This is a genomic window from Rahnella sikkimica (assembly GCF_002951615.1).
Lineage (GTDB): Bacteria > Pseudomonadota > Gammaproteobacteria > Enterobacterales > Enterobacteriaceae > Rahnella > Rahnella sikkimica.
Window position 1 is genome coordinate 3,955,567 of the sequence record NZ_CP019062.1, and the last position, 13,749, is coordinate 3,969,315.

At 49.6% G+C, this 13,749-nt stretch carries 7 protein-coding genes, 5 tRNA genes and 3 rRNA genes; 13 read left to right on the forward strand and 2 right to left on the reverse strand.

The genetic code is table 11. The annotated features are described in order from the left end of the window. Nucleotides 1-12: 12 nt before the first annotated feature. The 8 genes from trkH (at nt 13) to birA (ending at nt 9,795) form a co-directional block, all read left to right on the forward strand. Nucleotides 13-1,464, forward strand: coding sequence for a Trk system potassium transporter TrkH (gene trkH / locus BV494_RS18280; protein ID WP_104924125.1), 1,452 nt, complete (start codon nt 13-15; stop codon nt 1,462-1,464). Nucleotides 1,465-1,492: 28 nt separating this feature from the next. Next, nucleotides 1,493-2,032 (forward strand): menaquinone-dependent protoporphyrinogen IX dehydrogenase, encoded by a 540-nt coding sequence (gene hemG / locus BV494_RS18285; RefSeq protein ID WP_104924126.1) that lies wholly within the window; start codon nt 1,493-1,495, stop codon nt 2,030-2,032. 432 nt (nt 2,033-2,464) lie between these two features. After that, nucleotides 2,465-4,006, forward strand: a 16S ribosomal RNA gene (locus tag BV494_RS18290). Nucleotides 4,007-4,148: 142 nt separating this feature from the next. Further along, nucleotides 4,149-4,224, forward strand: a tRNA-Glu gene (locus tag BV494_RS18295). A gap of 242 nt (nt 4,225-4,466) precedes the next feature. Then, nucleotides 4,467-7,376 (forward strand): 23S ribosomal RNA (locus tag BV494_RS18300). A gap of 123 nt (nt 7,377-7,499) precedes the next feature. Continuing rightward, nucleotides 7,500-7,615: ribosomal RNA gene (gene rrf / locus BV494_RS18305) — 5S ribosomal RNA — on the forward strand. The 16S, 23S and 5S rRNA genes sit together here with 1 tRNA gene alongside, the layout of an rRNA operon. A 186-nt stretch (nt 7,616-7,801) precedes the next feature. Continuing rightward, the gene (gene murB / locus BV494_RS18310) at nt 7,802-8,839 is read left to right on the forward strand and encodes a UDP-N-acetylmuramate dehydrogenase (RefSeq protein ID WP_104924127.1); all 1,038 of its coding nucleotides are present in this window, start codon (nt 7,802-7,804) and stop codon (nt 8,837-8,839) included. Next, a complete protein-coding gene (gene birA, locus BV494_RS18315) occupies nt 8,836-9,795 on the forward strand; it encodes a bifunctional biotin--[acetyl-CoA-carboxylase] ligase/biotin operon repressor BirA (protein WP_104924128.1) in 960 nt (319 codons plus the stop codon). The genes murB and birA overlap by 4 nt, the downstream gene beginning before the upstream one ends. Before the next feature lie 48 nt (nt 9,796-9,843). Here the strand turns inward: birA and coaA are convergent, their stop codons facing one another. Both coaA and BV494_RS18325 read right to left on the reverse strand, forming a co-directional pair. Beyond that, the gene (coaA, locus tag BV494_RS18320) at nt 9,844-10,794 is read right to left on the reverse strand and encodes a type I pantothenate kinase (RefSeq protein ID WP_104924129.1); all 951 of its coding nucleotides are present in this window, start codon (nt 10,792-10,794) and stop codon (nt 9,844-9,846) included. Between the two features lie 219 nt (nt 10,795-11,013). Then, nucleotides 11,014-11,550: a GNAT family N-acetyltransferase gene (locus BV494_RS18325; protein ID WP_104924130.1), complete on the reverse strand. Its 537-nt coding sequence runs from the start codon at nt 11,548-11,550 to the stop codon at nt 11,014-11,016. A 385-nt stretch (nt 11,551-11,935) separates the two neighbouring features. Here BV494_RS18325 and BV494_RS18330 point away from each other — a divergent pair. From BV494_RS18330 to tuf, 5 genes are all read left to right on the forward strand, one after another. Continuing rightward, nucleotides 11,936-12,011 (forward strand) — tRNA-Thr (locus tag BV494_RS18330). 19 nt (nt 12,012-12,030) lie between these two features. Continuing rightward, nucleotides 12,031-12,115, forward strand: a tRNA-Tyr gene (locus tag BV494_RS18335). A 130-nt stretch (nt 12,116-12,245) separates the two neighbouring features. Then, nucleotides 12,246-12,320, forward strand: a tRNA-Gly gene (locus BV494_RS18340). Nucleotides 12,321-12,327: 7 nt separating this feature from the next. Then, nucleotides 12,328-12,403 (forward strand) — tRNA-Thr (locus BV494_RS18345). A 112-nt stretch (nt 12,404-12,515) separates the two neighbouring features. Further along, nucleotides 12,516-13,700 carry an elongation factor Tu gene (tuf, locus tag BV494_RS18350; protein WP_104923588.1) on the forward strand — a complete coding sequence of 395 codons (1,185 nt, stop codon included), beginning with the start codon at nt 12,516-12,518 and terminating at the stop codon, nt 13,698-13,700. The last annotated feature ends 49 nt before the right edge of the window (nt 13,701-13,749 follow it).

The window sequence follows — 13,749 nt, forward strand, 5'->3', positions numbered from 1 at the left end:
GAACGCACCAGCATGCATTTTCGTGCCATAACACGCATCGTCGGGGTGCTCGTCATCCTTTTCTCCGGAACGATGATTATTCCCGGCCTGGTCGCTTTAATTTACCGCGATGGCGCGGGTCGTGCGTTTAGCCAGACCTTCTTTGTCGCGCTGGCCATTGGATTATTCCTCTGGTTCCCCAACCGCAAGCAGAAAAGCGAGCTGAAGCCGCGCGAGGGTTTCCTGATTGTCGTGCTGTTCTGGACGGTGCTGGGCAGCGTCGGGGCATTGCCTTTTCTGTTTTCAGAGCGTCCGAATCTCTCGCTCACTGACGCTTTCTTTGAATCTTTCTCCGGACTGACCACCACGGGCGCGACCACGCTGGTCGGGTTGGATTCACTACCGAAGGCCATTTTGTTCTACCGGCAGATGCTGCAATGGTTTGGCGGTATGGGGATCATTGTGCTCGCCGTGGCGATTCTGCCGATATTGGGCGTCGGCGGGATGCAGTTGTATCGGGCCGAAATGCCCGGACCGCTGAAAGATAACAAGATGCGCCCGCGTATTGCCGAAACGGCAAAAACGCTGTGGCTCATCTATGTACTGCTGACCATCGCCTGTGCGCTTTCGTTGTGGGGCGCGGGGATGTCGGTGTTCGATGCCATCGGTCATAGCTTCTCGACAATCGCTATCGGCGGTTTCTCGACACACGATGCCAGTATCGGTTATTTCCACAGCGGCACCATCAATACGATAGTCGCTGTTTTTCTGCTGATCTCCGGTTGTAACTACGGCCTGCACTTTGCGGTGCTCAGTGGCCGCAACTTAAAAGTCTACTGGCGTGACCCGGAATTCCGGATGTTCATCGGCGTGCAATTTACGCTGGTGGTGATCTGTACTTTTATCCTGTGGATCCATAATACCTACGGCTCAGGGTTGGAAACGCTGAATCAGGCGTTCTTCCAGGTGGTGTCGATGGCAACGACGGCAGGGTATACCACAGACAGTATTTCGAAATGGCCGCTGTTTCTGCCTCTTCTATTATTGTGTTCTGCGTTTATCGGTGGCTGTGCGGGCTCGACCGGCGGTGGCCTGAAGGTCATCCGCATCCTGCTGCTTTATTTACAAGGCACGCGGGAACTGAAAAGACTGGTTCACCCGAATGCGGTTTACACCATCAAGCTGGGTAACCGGGCGCTGCCGGAACGTATTATTGAAGCCGTGTGGGGTTTCTTCTCCGCTTACGCGCTGGTGTTTATCGTGAGTATGCTGGCGATAGTGGCGACGGGCGTGGATAACTTCTCCGCTTTTGCCGCGGTCACCGCAACGCTCAATAACCTCGGGCCGGGGCTGGGTGTTGTGGCAGATAACTTCGCATCAATGAATTCCGTGGCGAAATGGATCCTGATTGTCACGATGCTCTTTGGCCGCCTTGAGGTCTTCACATTATTAGTACTGTTCACGCCGACATTTTGGCGCGAATGAGTTTTAAGAAAGGGAATAAGGAATAAGAATGAAAGCGTTGATCCTCTACTCAAGCCGTGACGGCCAGACTCATGCCATCGCTTCCTATATAGCAAACGAGCTAAAAGAGAAGTGCAGCTGCGATGTTGTCGATCTCAATCATGCGGAGCACGTTGATTTAAAACATTACGACCAGGTGATGATAGGCGCGTCCATCCGTTATGGTCATTTCAATGCTGTGCTGGATAAGTTCGTTAAGAAGCATTCGGAAACGCTGAATCAAATGCCTTCTGCATTTTTTGGCGTAAATCTCACAGCCCGTAAGCCAGAGAAAAGAACGCCGCAGACAAATGCGTATGTACGCAAGTTCCTGCTGACGTCTCCTTGGGAGCCGGCAATCTGCGGAGTCTTCGCCGGAGCATTACGTTATCCGCGTTATCGCTGGCTCGATAAGGTCATGATCCAACTGATTATGCGAATGACGGGCGGCGAAACAGATACCCGTAAAGAAGTTGAATACACCGATTGGCAGCAGGTGGCTAAATTCGCTAAAGAATTTGGGCAGATATCGTATAAAAAATCGCACTAATGCGGGCTTAATAGACGTTTAGACCAAAAAGAAAGCATTCGGAAAGTTTTTTGAAATTAAGGGTTGCGGCCTTCTGAGAACTCCCTATAATGCGCCTCCACTGACCGGGAACAACGACTCCTCTAACGAGAACCAAGTCGCCCAGTCAGGAAGAATCAACCCGGTGAAAACACCGCATCTTGTAAAAGAAAATGGTTGACTCTTCAGGGAGAAAGAGTAATATCTGCCTCCCACGTTGCTGAGTTAAGTCTCGCAACGTACGCTCTTTAACAATTTATCAGACAATCTGTGTGGGCACTCACAAGACGATATCAGCCACCTCGGTGGCAAAAAATATCAAGTCTTAGAGTGACCAAGCAGTAATTCATTTAGTGAATTATTACGAAAGTAAACTTTGAGCACCGCTTAACTTGTTTAAGCAAATCGAACTTTTAATTGAAGAGTTTGATCATGGCTCAGATTGAACGCTGGCGGCAGGCCTAACACATGCAAGTCGAGCGGTAGCACAGGAGAGCTTGCTCTCTGGGTGACGAGCGGCGGACGGGTGAGTAATGTCTGGGAAACTGCCTGATGGAGGGGGATAACTACTGGAAACGGTAGCTAATACCGCATGATGTCGCAAGACCAAAGTGGGGGACCTTCGGGCCTCACGCCATCGGATGTGCCCAGATGGGATTAGCTAGTAGGTGAGGTAATGGCTCACCTAGGCGACGATCCCTAGCTGGTCTGAGAGGATGACCAGCCACACTGGAACTGAGACACGGTCCAGACTCCTACGGGAGGCAGCAGTGGGGAATATTGCACAATGGGCGCAAGCCTGATGCAGCCATGCCGCGTGTGTGAAGAAGGCCTTAGGGTTGTAAAGCACTTTCAGCGAGGAGGAAGGGCAGTGTGTTAATAGCACGCTGCATTGACGTTACTCGCAGAAGAAGCACCGGCTAACTCCGTGCCAGCAGCCGCGGTAATACGGAGGGTGCAAGCGTTAATCGGAATTACTGGGCGTAAAGCGCACGCAGGCGGTTTGTTAAGTCAGATGTGAAATCCCCGAGCTTAACTTGGGAACTGCATTTGAAACTGGCAAGCTAGAGTCTTGTAGAGGGGGGTAGAATTCCAGGTGTAGCGGTGAAATGCGTAGAGATCTGGAGGAATACCGGTGGCGAAGGCGGCCCCTGGACAAAGACTGACGCTCAGGTGCGAAAGCGTGGGGAGCAAACAGGATTAGATACCCTGGTAGTCCACGCTGTAAACGATGTCGACTTGGAGGTTGTGCCCTTGAGGCGTGGCTTCCGGAGCTAACGCGTTAAGTCGACCGCCTGGGGAGTACGGCCGCAAGGTTAAAACTCAAATGAATTGACGGGGGCCCGCACAAGCGGTGGAGCATGTGGTTTAATTCGATGCAACGCGAAGAACCTTACCTACTCTTGACATCCAGAGAATTCGCTAGAGATAGCTTAGTGCCTTCGGGAACTCTGAGACAGGTGCTGCATGGCTGTCGTCAGCTCGTGTTGTGAAATGTTGGGTTAAGTCCCGCAACGAGCGCAACCCTTATCCTTTGTTGCCAGCACGTAATGGTGGGAACTCAAAGGAGACTGCCGGTGATAAACCGGAGGAAGGTGGGGATGACGTCAAGTCATCATGGCCCTTACGAGTAGGGCTACACACGTGCTACAATGGCATATACAAAGAGAAGCGAACTCGCGAGAGCAAGCGGACCTCATAAAGTATGTCGTAGTCCGGATTGGAGTCTGCAACTCGACTCCATGAAGTCGGAATCGCTAGTAATCGTAGATCAGAATGCTACGGTGAATACGTTCCCGGGCCTTGTACACACCGCCCGTCACACCATGGGAGTGGGTTGCAAAAGAAGTAGGTAGCTTAACCTTCGGGAGGGCGCTTACCACTTTGTGATTCATGACTGGGGTGAAGTCGTAACAAGGTAACCGTAGGGGAACCTGCGGTTGGATCACCTCCTTACCTCAAGATACGCATTGTGCAGTGTCCACACAGATTGTCTGATGAAATTAATGAGCAAGAGCACCTGTTGATGCGGTAAGGGAGACCTTACGCTGATGCGAAAAGTGCCATACCGTTCTACGGTCTGGTACGGATTTTTCGTGTCCCCATCGTCTAGAGGCCTAGGACACTGCCCTTTCACGGCTGTAACAGGGGTTCGAATCCCCTTGGGGACGCCACTCCGATAATGTGTGAAAGACATTATCAACAGTTCTTTATGAACGATAAAAAATCTTAAAGATGACTCTAACGAGTCGTGTTTAAGATATTGCTCTTTAACAATCTGGAACAAGCTGAAAAATTGAAAGTTTACAGCTGAACATCACTCTCCGTAGAAGTACTGAGTGGTGATTCTGTCTGTAACAGAGTCTCTCAAATAATCGCAGCGCGATGATGTCTTTAAGACACCTTCGGGTTGTGAGGTTAAGCGACTAAGCGTACACGGTGGATGCCTAGGCAGTCAGAGGCGATGAAGGGCGTGCTAATCTGCGAAAAGCGTCGGTAAGGTGATATGAACCGCAATAACCGACGATACCCGAATGGGGAAACCCAGTGTGTTTCGACACATTATCATTACATGAATACATAGTGTAATGAGGCGAACCGGGGGAACTGAAACATCTAAGTACCCCGAGGAAAAGAAATCAACCGAGATTCCCCCAGTAGCGGCGAGCGAACGGGGAAGAGCCCAGAACCTGAATCAGGGTATGTGTTAGTGGAAGCGTCTGGAAAGTCGCACAGTATAGGGTGATAGTCCCGTACACAAAAATGCATACGTTGTGAGTTCGATGAGTAGGGCGGGACACGTGACATCCTGTCTGAATATGGGGGGACCATCCTCCAAGGCTAAATACTCCTGACTGACCGATAGTGAACCAGTACCGTGAGGGAAAGGCGAAAAGAACCCCGGCGAGGGGAGTGAAATAGAACCTGAAACCGTGTACGTACAAGCAGTGGGAGCCTACTTTGTTGGGTGACTGCGTACCTTTTGTATAATGGGTCAGCGACTTATATTTTGTAGCAAGGTTAACCGTATAGGGGAGCCGTAGGGAAACCGAGTCTTAACTGGGCGTCAAGTTGCAAGGTATAGACCCGAAACCCGGTGATCTAGCCATGGGCAGGTTGAAGGTTGGGTAACACTAACTGGAGGACCGAACCGACTAATGTTGAAAAATTAGCGGATGACTTGTGGCTGGGGGTGAAAGGCCAATCAAACCGGGAGATAGCTGGTTCTCCCCGAAAGCTATTTAGGTAGCGCCTCGTGAACTCATCTTCGGGGGTAGAGCACTGTTTCGACTAGGGGGCCATCCCGGCTTACCAACTCGATGCAAACTACGAATACCGAAGAATGTTATCACGGGAGACACACGGCGGGTGCTAACGTCCGTCGTGAAGAGGGAAACAACCCAGACCGCCAGCTAAGGTCCCAAAGTCATGGTTAAGTGGGAAACGATGTGGGAAGGCATAGACAGCCAGGATGTTGGCTTAGAAGCAGCCATCATTTAAAGAAAGCGTAATAGCTCACTGGTCGAGTCGGCCTGCGCGGAAGATGTAACGGGGCTAAACCATGCACCGAAGCTGCGGCAGCGACGCTTATGCGTTGTTGGGTAGGGGAGCGTTCTGTAAGCCGTCGAAGGTGGTCTGTGAGGGCTGCTGGAGGTATCAGAAGTGCGAATGCTGACATAAGTAACGATAATGCGGGTGAAAAACCCGCACGCCGGAAGACCAAGGGTTCCTGTCCAACGTTAATCGGGGCAGGGTGAGTCGACCCCTAAGGCGAGGCTGAAAAGCGTAGTCGATGGGAAGCTGGTTAATATTCCAGCACTTGGTGTTACTGCGAAGGGGGGACGGAGAAGGCTAGGCTAGCCGGGCGACGGTTGTCCCGGTTCAAGCGTGTAGGGGGGAAGAGTTGGTAAATCCGCTTTTCTGTATAACCCTGAGGCGTGATAACGAGCCACTACGGTGGTGAAGTAGTTGATGCCATGCTTCCAGGAAAAGCCTCTAAGCTCCAGGTAACACGAAATCGTACCCCAAACCGACACAGGTGGTCAGGTAGAGAATACTCAGGCGCTTGAGAGAACTCGGGTGAAGGAACTAGGCAAAATGGTGCCGTAACTTCGGGAGAAGGCACGCTGGCGCGTAGGTGAAGGGACTTGCTCCCGGAGCTGAATCCAGTCGAAGATACCAGCTGGCTGCAACTGTTTAATAAAAACACAGCACTGTGCAAACACGAAAGTGGACGTATACGGTGTGACGCCTGCCCGGTGCCGGAAGGTTAATTGATGGGGTTAGCAGCAATGCGAAGCTCTTGATCGAAGCCCCGGTAAACGGCGGCCGTAACTATAACGGTCCTAAGGTAGCGAAATTCCTTGTCGGGTAAGTTCCGACCTGCACGAATGGCGTAATGATGGCCAGGCTGTCTCCACCCGAGACTCAGTGAAATTGAACTCGCTGTGAAGATGCAGTGTACCCGCGGCAAGACGGAAAGACCCCGTGAACCTTTACTATAGCTTGACACTGAACATTGAGCCTTGATGTGTAGGATAGGTGGGAGGCTTTGAAGCGAGGACGCCAGTTCTTGTGGAGCCAACCTTGAAATACCACCCTTTAATGTTTGATGTTCTAACTCGGCCCCGTAATCCGGGGTGAGGACAGTGTCTGGTGGGTAGTTTGACTGGGGCGGTCTCCTCCTAAAGAGTAACGGAGGAGCACGAAGGTTAGCTAATCACGGTCGGACATCGTGAGGTTAGTGCAATGGCATAAGCTAGCTTGACTGCGAGAGTGACGGCTCGAGCAGGTACGAAAGTAGGTCATAGTGATCCGGTGGTTCTGAATGGAAGGGCCATCGCTCAACGGATAAAAGGTACTCCGGGGATAACAGGCTGATACCGCCCAAGAGTTCATATCGACGGCGGTGTTTGGCACCTCGATGTCGGCTCATCACATCCTGGGGCTGAAGTAGGTCCCAAGGGTACGGCTGTTCGCCGTTTAAAGTGGTACGCGAGCTGGGTTTAGAACGTCGTGAGACAGTTCGGTCCCTATCTGCCGTGGGCGTTGGAAGATTGAGAGGGGCTGCTCCTAGTACGAGAGGACCGGAGTGGACGCATCACTGGTGTTCGGGTTGTCATGCCAATGGCATTGCCCGGTAGCTAAATGCGGAAAAGATAAGCGCTGAAAGCATCTAAGCGCGAAACTTGCCTCGAGATGAGTCTTCCCTGTGGCTTTAAGCCACCTGAAGGGACGTTTAAGACTAAGACGTTGATAGGCTGGGTGTGTAAGTGCAGCGATGCATTGAGCTAACCAGTACTAATGACCCGAGAGGCTTAACCTTACAACACCAAAGGTGTTTTGTATTGGCTCTGTGAAAGACGTAGATTTTTCAGCTGATTGTTCCGAGATTGGTTCGTAGTGCAAGCCTGATATGGGGTGAGCGGTATGAATGAAACAGAATTTGCCTGGCGGCATTAGCGCGGTGGTCCCACCTGACCCCATGCCGAACTCAGAAGTGAAACGCCGTAGCGCCGATGGTAGTGTGGGGTCTCCCCATGCGAGAGTAGGGAACTGCCAGGCATCAAATAAGTGGAAAGCCCTGTACTGACGTACAGGGCTTTTTGCTATGGGGAATTTGGGTAGCGTTGAGGTTATTTTATCTACGTTCTTCCTTTCCCTGTTCGCTCCCTGCCAGAAAACTCTGCGTCAGAGAGCAGCGAATCGGTTAAACTAAGCTCAAATAAGTCACCAATGAGTAATCTAGTTATGTCGATTCACGACACCTCTCTTCAATCCAGAAATACTTTTTCCCTGCCTGCACATGCTGCTGAAATAGTAAGTGTTCATAATGTGGAACAGTTGGTTTCTGCCTGGGAATCTTCTAAAGAAAAACAGCTGCCCTTTCTGCTTTTAGGAGAAGGAAGCAACGTTCTTTTTCTTGATGATTTTGCGGGTTTGGTCGTTTTGAACCGAATCAAAGGCATTGAACTGACTGAAAATGCGGACGAATGGCTGTTACACGTCGGTGCCGGAGAAAACTGGCACGAACTGGTTTGCTACGCACTGGAACACAACATCCCTGGTCTGGAGAATCTGGCTCTGATCCCAGGTTGTGTGGGTTCTGCACCCATTCAAAACATTGGTGCTTATGGAATTGAGCTGCAAAGTATCTGCAATTATGTCGACGTTTTAGATCTGCAGACAGAAAAACGGGTGCGTTTGAGTGATCAAGAATGCCAGTTCGGCTATCGTGAAAGTATCTTTAAGCACTCTTATAAAAATGGCTATGCAATTGTAGCCGTTGGTTTGAAGCTGACAAAACAATGGCAGCCGAAACTCACTTATGGTGACCTGACCCGACTGGATCCTAAAACTGTAACGCCTCAGGAAATCTTTGATTCGGTTTGCTCGATGCGCCGTAGCAAATTACCGGATCCTACTGTTACCGGCAATGCGGGCAGCTTCTACAAAAATCCAACCGTTAGCGCTTTGGTTGCTGAGAAAATTAGCAGTCATTACCCTTCAATGCCATCTTACCCACAAGCCAATGGACAGATAAAACTTGCCGCAGGTTGGTTAGTTGAACAGTCCGGTCTGAAAGGATTCAGCATCGGAGGCGCGGCCGTGCATGAGAAACAGGCGCTTGTACTGATCAATAAAGACCATGCGAGCAGCGGTGATGTCCGTGCGTTAGCGAAATATGTTCGCGATGCTGTAGCAGAAAAATTTGGTATTTGGCTTGAGCCTGAGGTGCGCTTTATCGCTGCGGAAGGTGAAGTGAATGCGGTGGAGGCACTGTCATGAAGGATATTACAGTACCACTGCAATTGATCTTTATTTTGGCCGATGGTGAGTTTCATTCTGGCGAACAGTTGGGTACCGCCATGGGAATGAGCCGTGCGGCAATTAATAAACATATCCAGACTGTACGGGATTGGGGTATCGATATCTTCACGGTTCCGGGGAAAGGTTACAGCTTGCCTTATCCTATTCAGTTACTGGAAGAAGAGAAGATTCTCGCCATGCTTCCGGCTGGTGGAGTCAGTGTCCTGCCTGTTATTGATTCAACTAATCAGTATCTGATGGACAGAATTGGTCAGCTGAATTCTGGAGATGCTTGTGTTGCGGAATATCAGCAGGCTGGGCGAGGCCGTCGCGGCCGTAAGTGGTTTTCACCTTTCGGCAGCAATCTTTATCTTTCCATGTACTGGAAACTGGAACAAGGCCCTGCTGCCGCTATGGGACTAAGCTTGGTGATCGGAATAGTCATGGCGGAAGTGCTACATCGCCTCGGAGCGGAAAATGTCCGGGTCAAATGGCCTAACGATCTTTATCTCAATGACCGCAAATTGGCGGGTATTCTCGTTGAGTTAACGGGGAAAACCGGAGATGCAGCGCATTTGGTTATCGGGGCGGGTATCAATCTCAAAATGCGTGAACCTGCGACCGATACCATTACTCAGGGATGGATCAATTTGCAGGAAGCGGGTGTGAACATAGATCGCAACGAACTGACCGCCACGTTGCTCAAAGAGCTGCGCTCAGCCTTGGTGCATTTTGAACAGGAAGGTCTGACACCATTTATTGCCCGCTGGCGTGGGTTGGATAATTTCCTCGACCGGCCGGTTAAATTGCTGATTGGTGATCAGGAAATTCATGGTATTGAACGGGGAATTGATCCACAGGGTGCATTGCTGCTAGAGCAAGATGGTGTTATTAAGCCGTATATTGGTGGTGAGATTTCACTGCGCGGTGTTTGAATAAAATAGAAGGAGAGCATTGACTCTCCTTAATTCATTTTTAATGTTTTATTTTCTCAACCGGACGTTTTCAACAGCATGATTCGCACTTTTCGTCAGAATCAGGCTGGCTCTCTCGCGTGTAGGTAGTATATTTTCTTTTAAATTCAATCCGTTAATCTCATTCCATAGCTGCGTAGCAATGTTTACTGCTTCTTCTTCCGGCAGCTTTGCATAGTGATGGAAATAGGAGTCAGGATCTGAGAATGCCCCCTGGCGGAATTTCAGGAAGCGATTAATATACCAGCTCTGTAATAGATCTTCCGGTGCATCAACATATATTGAGAAATCAACAAAATCAGAAACAAATACATGATGCGGATCGTGAGGGTAATCCATTCCACTTTGCAAAACATTGAGCCCTTCAAGAATTAAAATGTCGGGTTGCTCAATGACTTTATTCCCATCGGGGATGACATCATAAATCAGATGCGAATACACCGGCGCAGTAACCCGCTTAGCGCCTGATTTAACTTCAGAAACGAAATTAACCAGTTGATGCATGTCGTAAGACTGCGGGAATCCCTTCTTCTTCATGATCCCACGTTCTTGCAACGTCTTATTGGGGTAGAGGAACCCATCAGTGGTGATCAACTCTACTGAACGATGCTCTGGCCAACGGCTCAGCAACGCCTGAAGGACACGCGCTGTTGTGCTCTTGCCCACAGCAACACTTCCTGCAATGCCGATGACATAAGGTATTTTCTGCCCGTCTGTGCCGAGGAACTGCTCAAGCACAGCTTGCCGACGCAAGTTGGAACTGATGTAAAAATTGAGAAGGCGTGAAAGCGGCAGATAGATCTGCGCAACTTCCTCGAGGGATAAATCCTCATTGATACCTTTCAGGTTCACGACTTCCGCTTCTTTGAGCGTTAGCGGTACTGAATCACGTAAGGCTGCCCACTGCGCACGATCGAACTGCAGATAAGGAGTTGCCAAAGATGGGTCTCTTTTTTTCATAAGTTAAAGTCTGCCTGTTAGCGCAGGTCAGGAAAGGCGATCACGCCAACTCCAGACAGTAAACCAGCAGCATATTATAGACACCTTAATTTTCCGGGGAGATCTTTTTCTTATAACTTATCGATTTCTTTGATTGAGTTTAAAAATTTTTAAGAAAGTTATGCAAGGAAGAAAGTTGTTGCAGAAACACGGGATGGCTTTCGTCGCCCCGTATGGACATCAGAAGAGGGGAGCTGAGGAGCAGATAAACGTGGAGAGTCGCTTGTAGTAAACCACTTCATTTTTTCGACTGTATCGGACAGTGTCAGGTTTTAAGGCCGCACAGCGATAACCCTGGGCCCTGTAGAAGGCTTCAGCTTCAGAACCCGATTGCATATCGGATGACAAAACGGTGCAACGTAAATCCTGAGCGGTATTTTCCAGCTCGCGCATTAATAATCTCCCGACGCCACGTCGTCTTGCTCTAGCACAAACCAGCAAAGTATTAATTTCTGCCTCATGTGGAGAATCTGTGGGATGCGTTAAATCCAGCTGGACTGTCCCGATAACTCCTTGCTCATCGCGGGCTATCCAAAGCAAACGCTCGTTTTGAGATAGCGCGGGGCGCAAATCGTTGAAAGAGTCTTCTGCATCTTTCTTTTCCATGGTGTAAGGAAATCCGGCTGAGCCACCCAGATTGTTGGCTTCTATCAGGAGTTGGGCCAGCTCATCCCGGTAAACAGGTAATGTCGCAGCATTAAGCATGACTATTTTCATTGCAGCACTCCTAATAAGGAAAAACAATGCGTTCAAAAAGAGGAGTGCAAAAATTGCGCCAACAAAAAAGGGTGTAAAATCAGTATTAGCCGAAAAGAAAAAGCCTGTTGGTGTTCTTTGATGAGGCAAAAGCACATTTTCAGTGCATGAATCGAACGGGTATGCAGCGGGAATGATCTTTCCTGATATTAACAGAGAGGAAAACTCAATCCATCATCTCAGTCGCGAGATGTTAGACGATGTATTTTGCACATTATTTGAACCTTTAAACGCATTAATTAGGGCAAAAGCCTACTTTTTGAATAAAACATGAGCGTTAGAGCAAAACATGCAATTTATTTGTTGCATAGCCCGTAAACACTCCCTAGAATGCGCAGCACTTGATGCCGGCATAGCTCAGTTGGTAGAGCAACTGACTTGTAATCAGTAGGTCCCGAGTTCGACTCTTGGTGCCGGCACCATTCAAGTACTTAACAATTAGGTGGGGTTCCCGAGCGGCCAAAGGGAGCAGACTGTAAATCTGCCGTCATCGACTTCGAAGGTTCGAATCCTTCCCCCACCACCATACAAGCTTCAGCAGTGAAGCAGCTTAAAGTGAGAGAGTCGCTTTAAGTGAAGGTGAGGAATTAAGTGTCTCACGTCCTTTTCCCCGTCTTCGAGTTCTTCAGAAAAATTAGGTAGCCGAGTTCCAGGATGCGGGCATCGTATAATGGCTATTACCTCAGCCTTCCAAGCTGATGATGTGGGTTCGATTCCCACTGCCCGCTCCAAGTATGTGCTGATATAGCTCAGTTGGTAGAGCGCACCCTTGGTAAGGGTGAGGTCGGCAGTTCGAATCTGCCTATCAGCACCACTTCCAAATCCTCCCTCCTTCCTGATTTTCTTTCTGTAAACTAATTCGTCAAGCAAATGCTTGGTTGATGTGGTGATACCACCGATTTAACCGTGTCTTAGAGGGACAATCGATGTCTAAAGAAAAGTTTGAACGTACAAAACCGCACGTTAACGTTGGTACTATCGGCCACGTTGACCACGGTAAAACTACCCTGACTGCAGCAATCACTACCGTTCTGGCTAAAACCTACGGCGGTTCTGCACGCGCATTCGACCAGATCGATAACGCACCAGAAGAAAAAGCTCGTGGTATCACCATCAACACTTCACACGTTGAATATGACACCCCAAGCCGCCACTACGCGCACGTTGACTGCCCAGGCCACGCCGACTATGTGAAAAACATGATCACCGGTGCTGCTCAGATGGACGGTGCAATTCTGGTTGTTGCTGCAACTGACGGCCCTATGCCTCAGACCCGTGAGCACATCCTGCTGGGTCGCCAGGTTGGCGTTCCATACATGATCGTATTCATGAACAAATGCGACATGGTTGATGACGAAGAGCTGCTGGAATTGGTAGAAATGGAAGTTCGTGAACTTCTTTCTCTGTACGAATTCCCAGGCGACGATATCCCAGTTGTTCGTGGTTCAGCGCTGAAAGCACTGGAAGGCGAAGCTGAGTGGGAAGCTAAAATCATCGAACTGGCTGGTTTCCTGGATTCTTACATCCCAGAACCAGAACGTGCTATCGACCTGCCGTTCCTGCTGCCAATCGAAGACGTATTCTCCATCTCCGGCCGTGGTACAGTTGTTACCGGTCGTGTAGAGCGCGGTATCGTTAAAGTCGGCGAAGAAGTTGAAATCGTTGGTATCAAAGATACCGTGAAATCTACTTGTACTGGCGTTGAAATGTTCCGCAAACTGCTGGACGAAGGTCGTGCTGGTGAGAACGTGGGTGTTCTGCTGCGTGGTATTAAGCGTGAAGACATCGAACGTGGTCAAGTTCTGGCTAAACCAGGCTCAATCAAACCACACACTACCTTTGACTCAGAAGTTTATATCCTGAGCAAAGATGAAGGCGGCCGTCATACTCCGTTCTTCAAAGGCTACCGTCCACAGTTCTACTTCCGTACAACTGACGTGACCGGTACCATCGAACTGCCAGAAGGCGTTGAGATGGTCATGCCTGGTGACAACATCAACATGGTTGTTACCCTGATCCATCCAATCGCGATGGACCAAGGTTTGCGTTTCGCAATCCGTGAAGGCGGCCGTACTGTAGGTGCTGGTGTTGTTGCTAAAGTTATCGCTTAATCGCTGATAGTTTTTTGTCACTAAACGTTGACGCAACACACATGAAAAG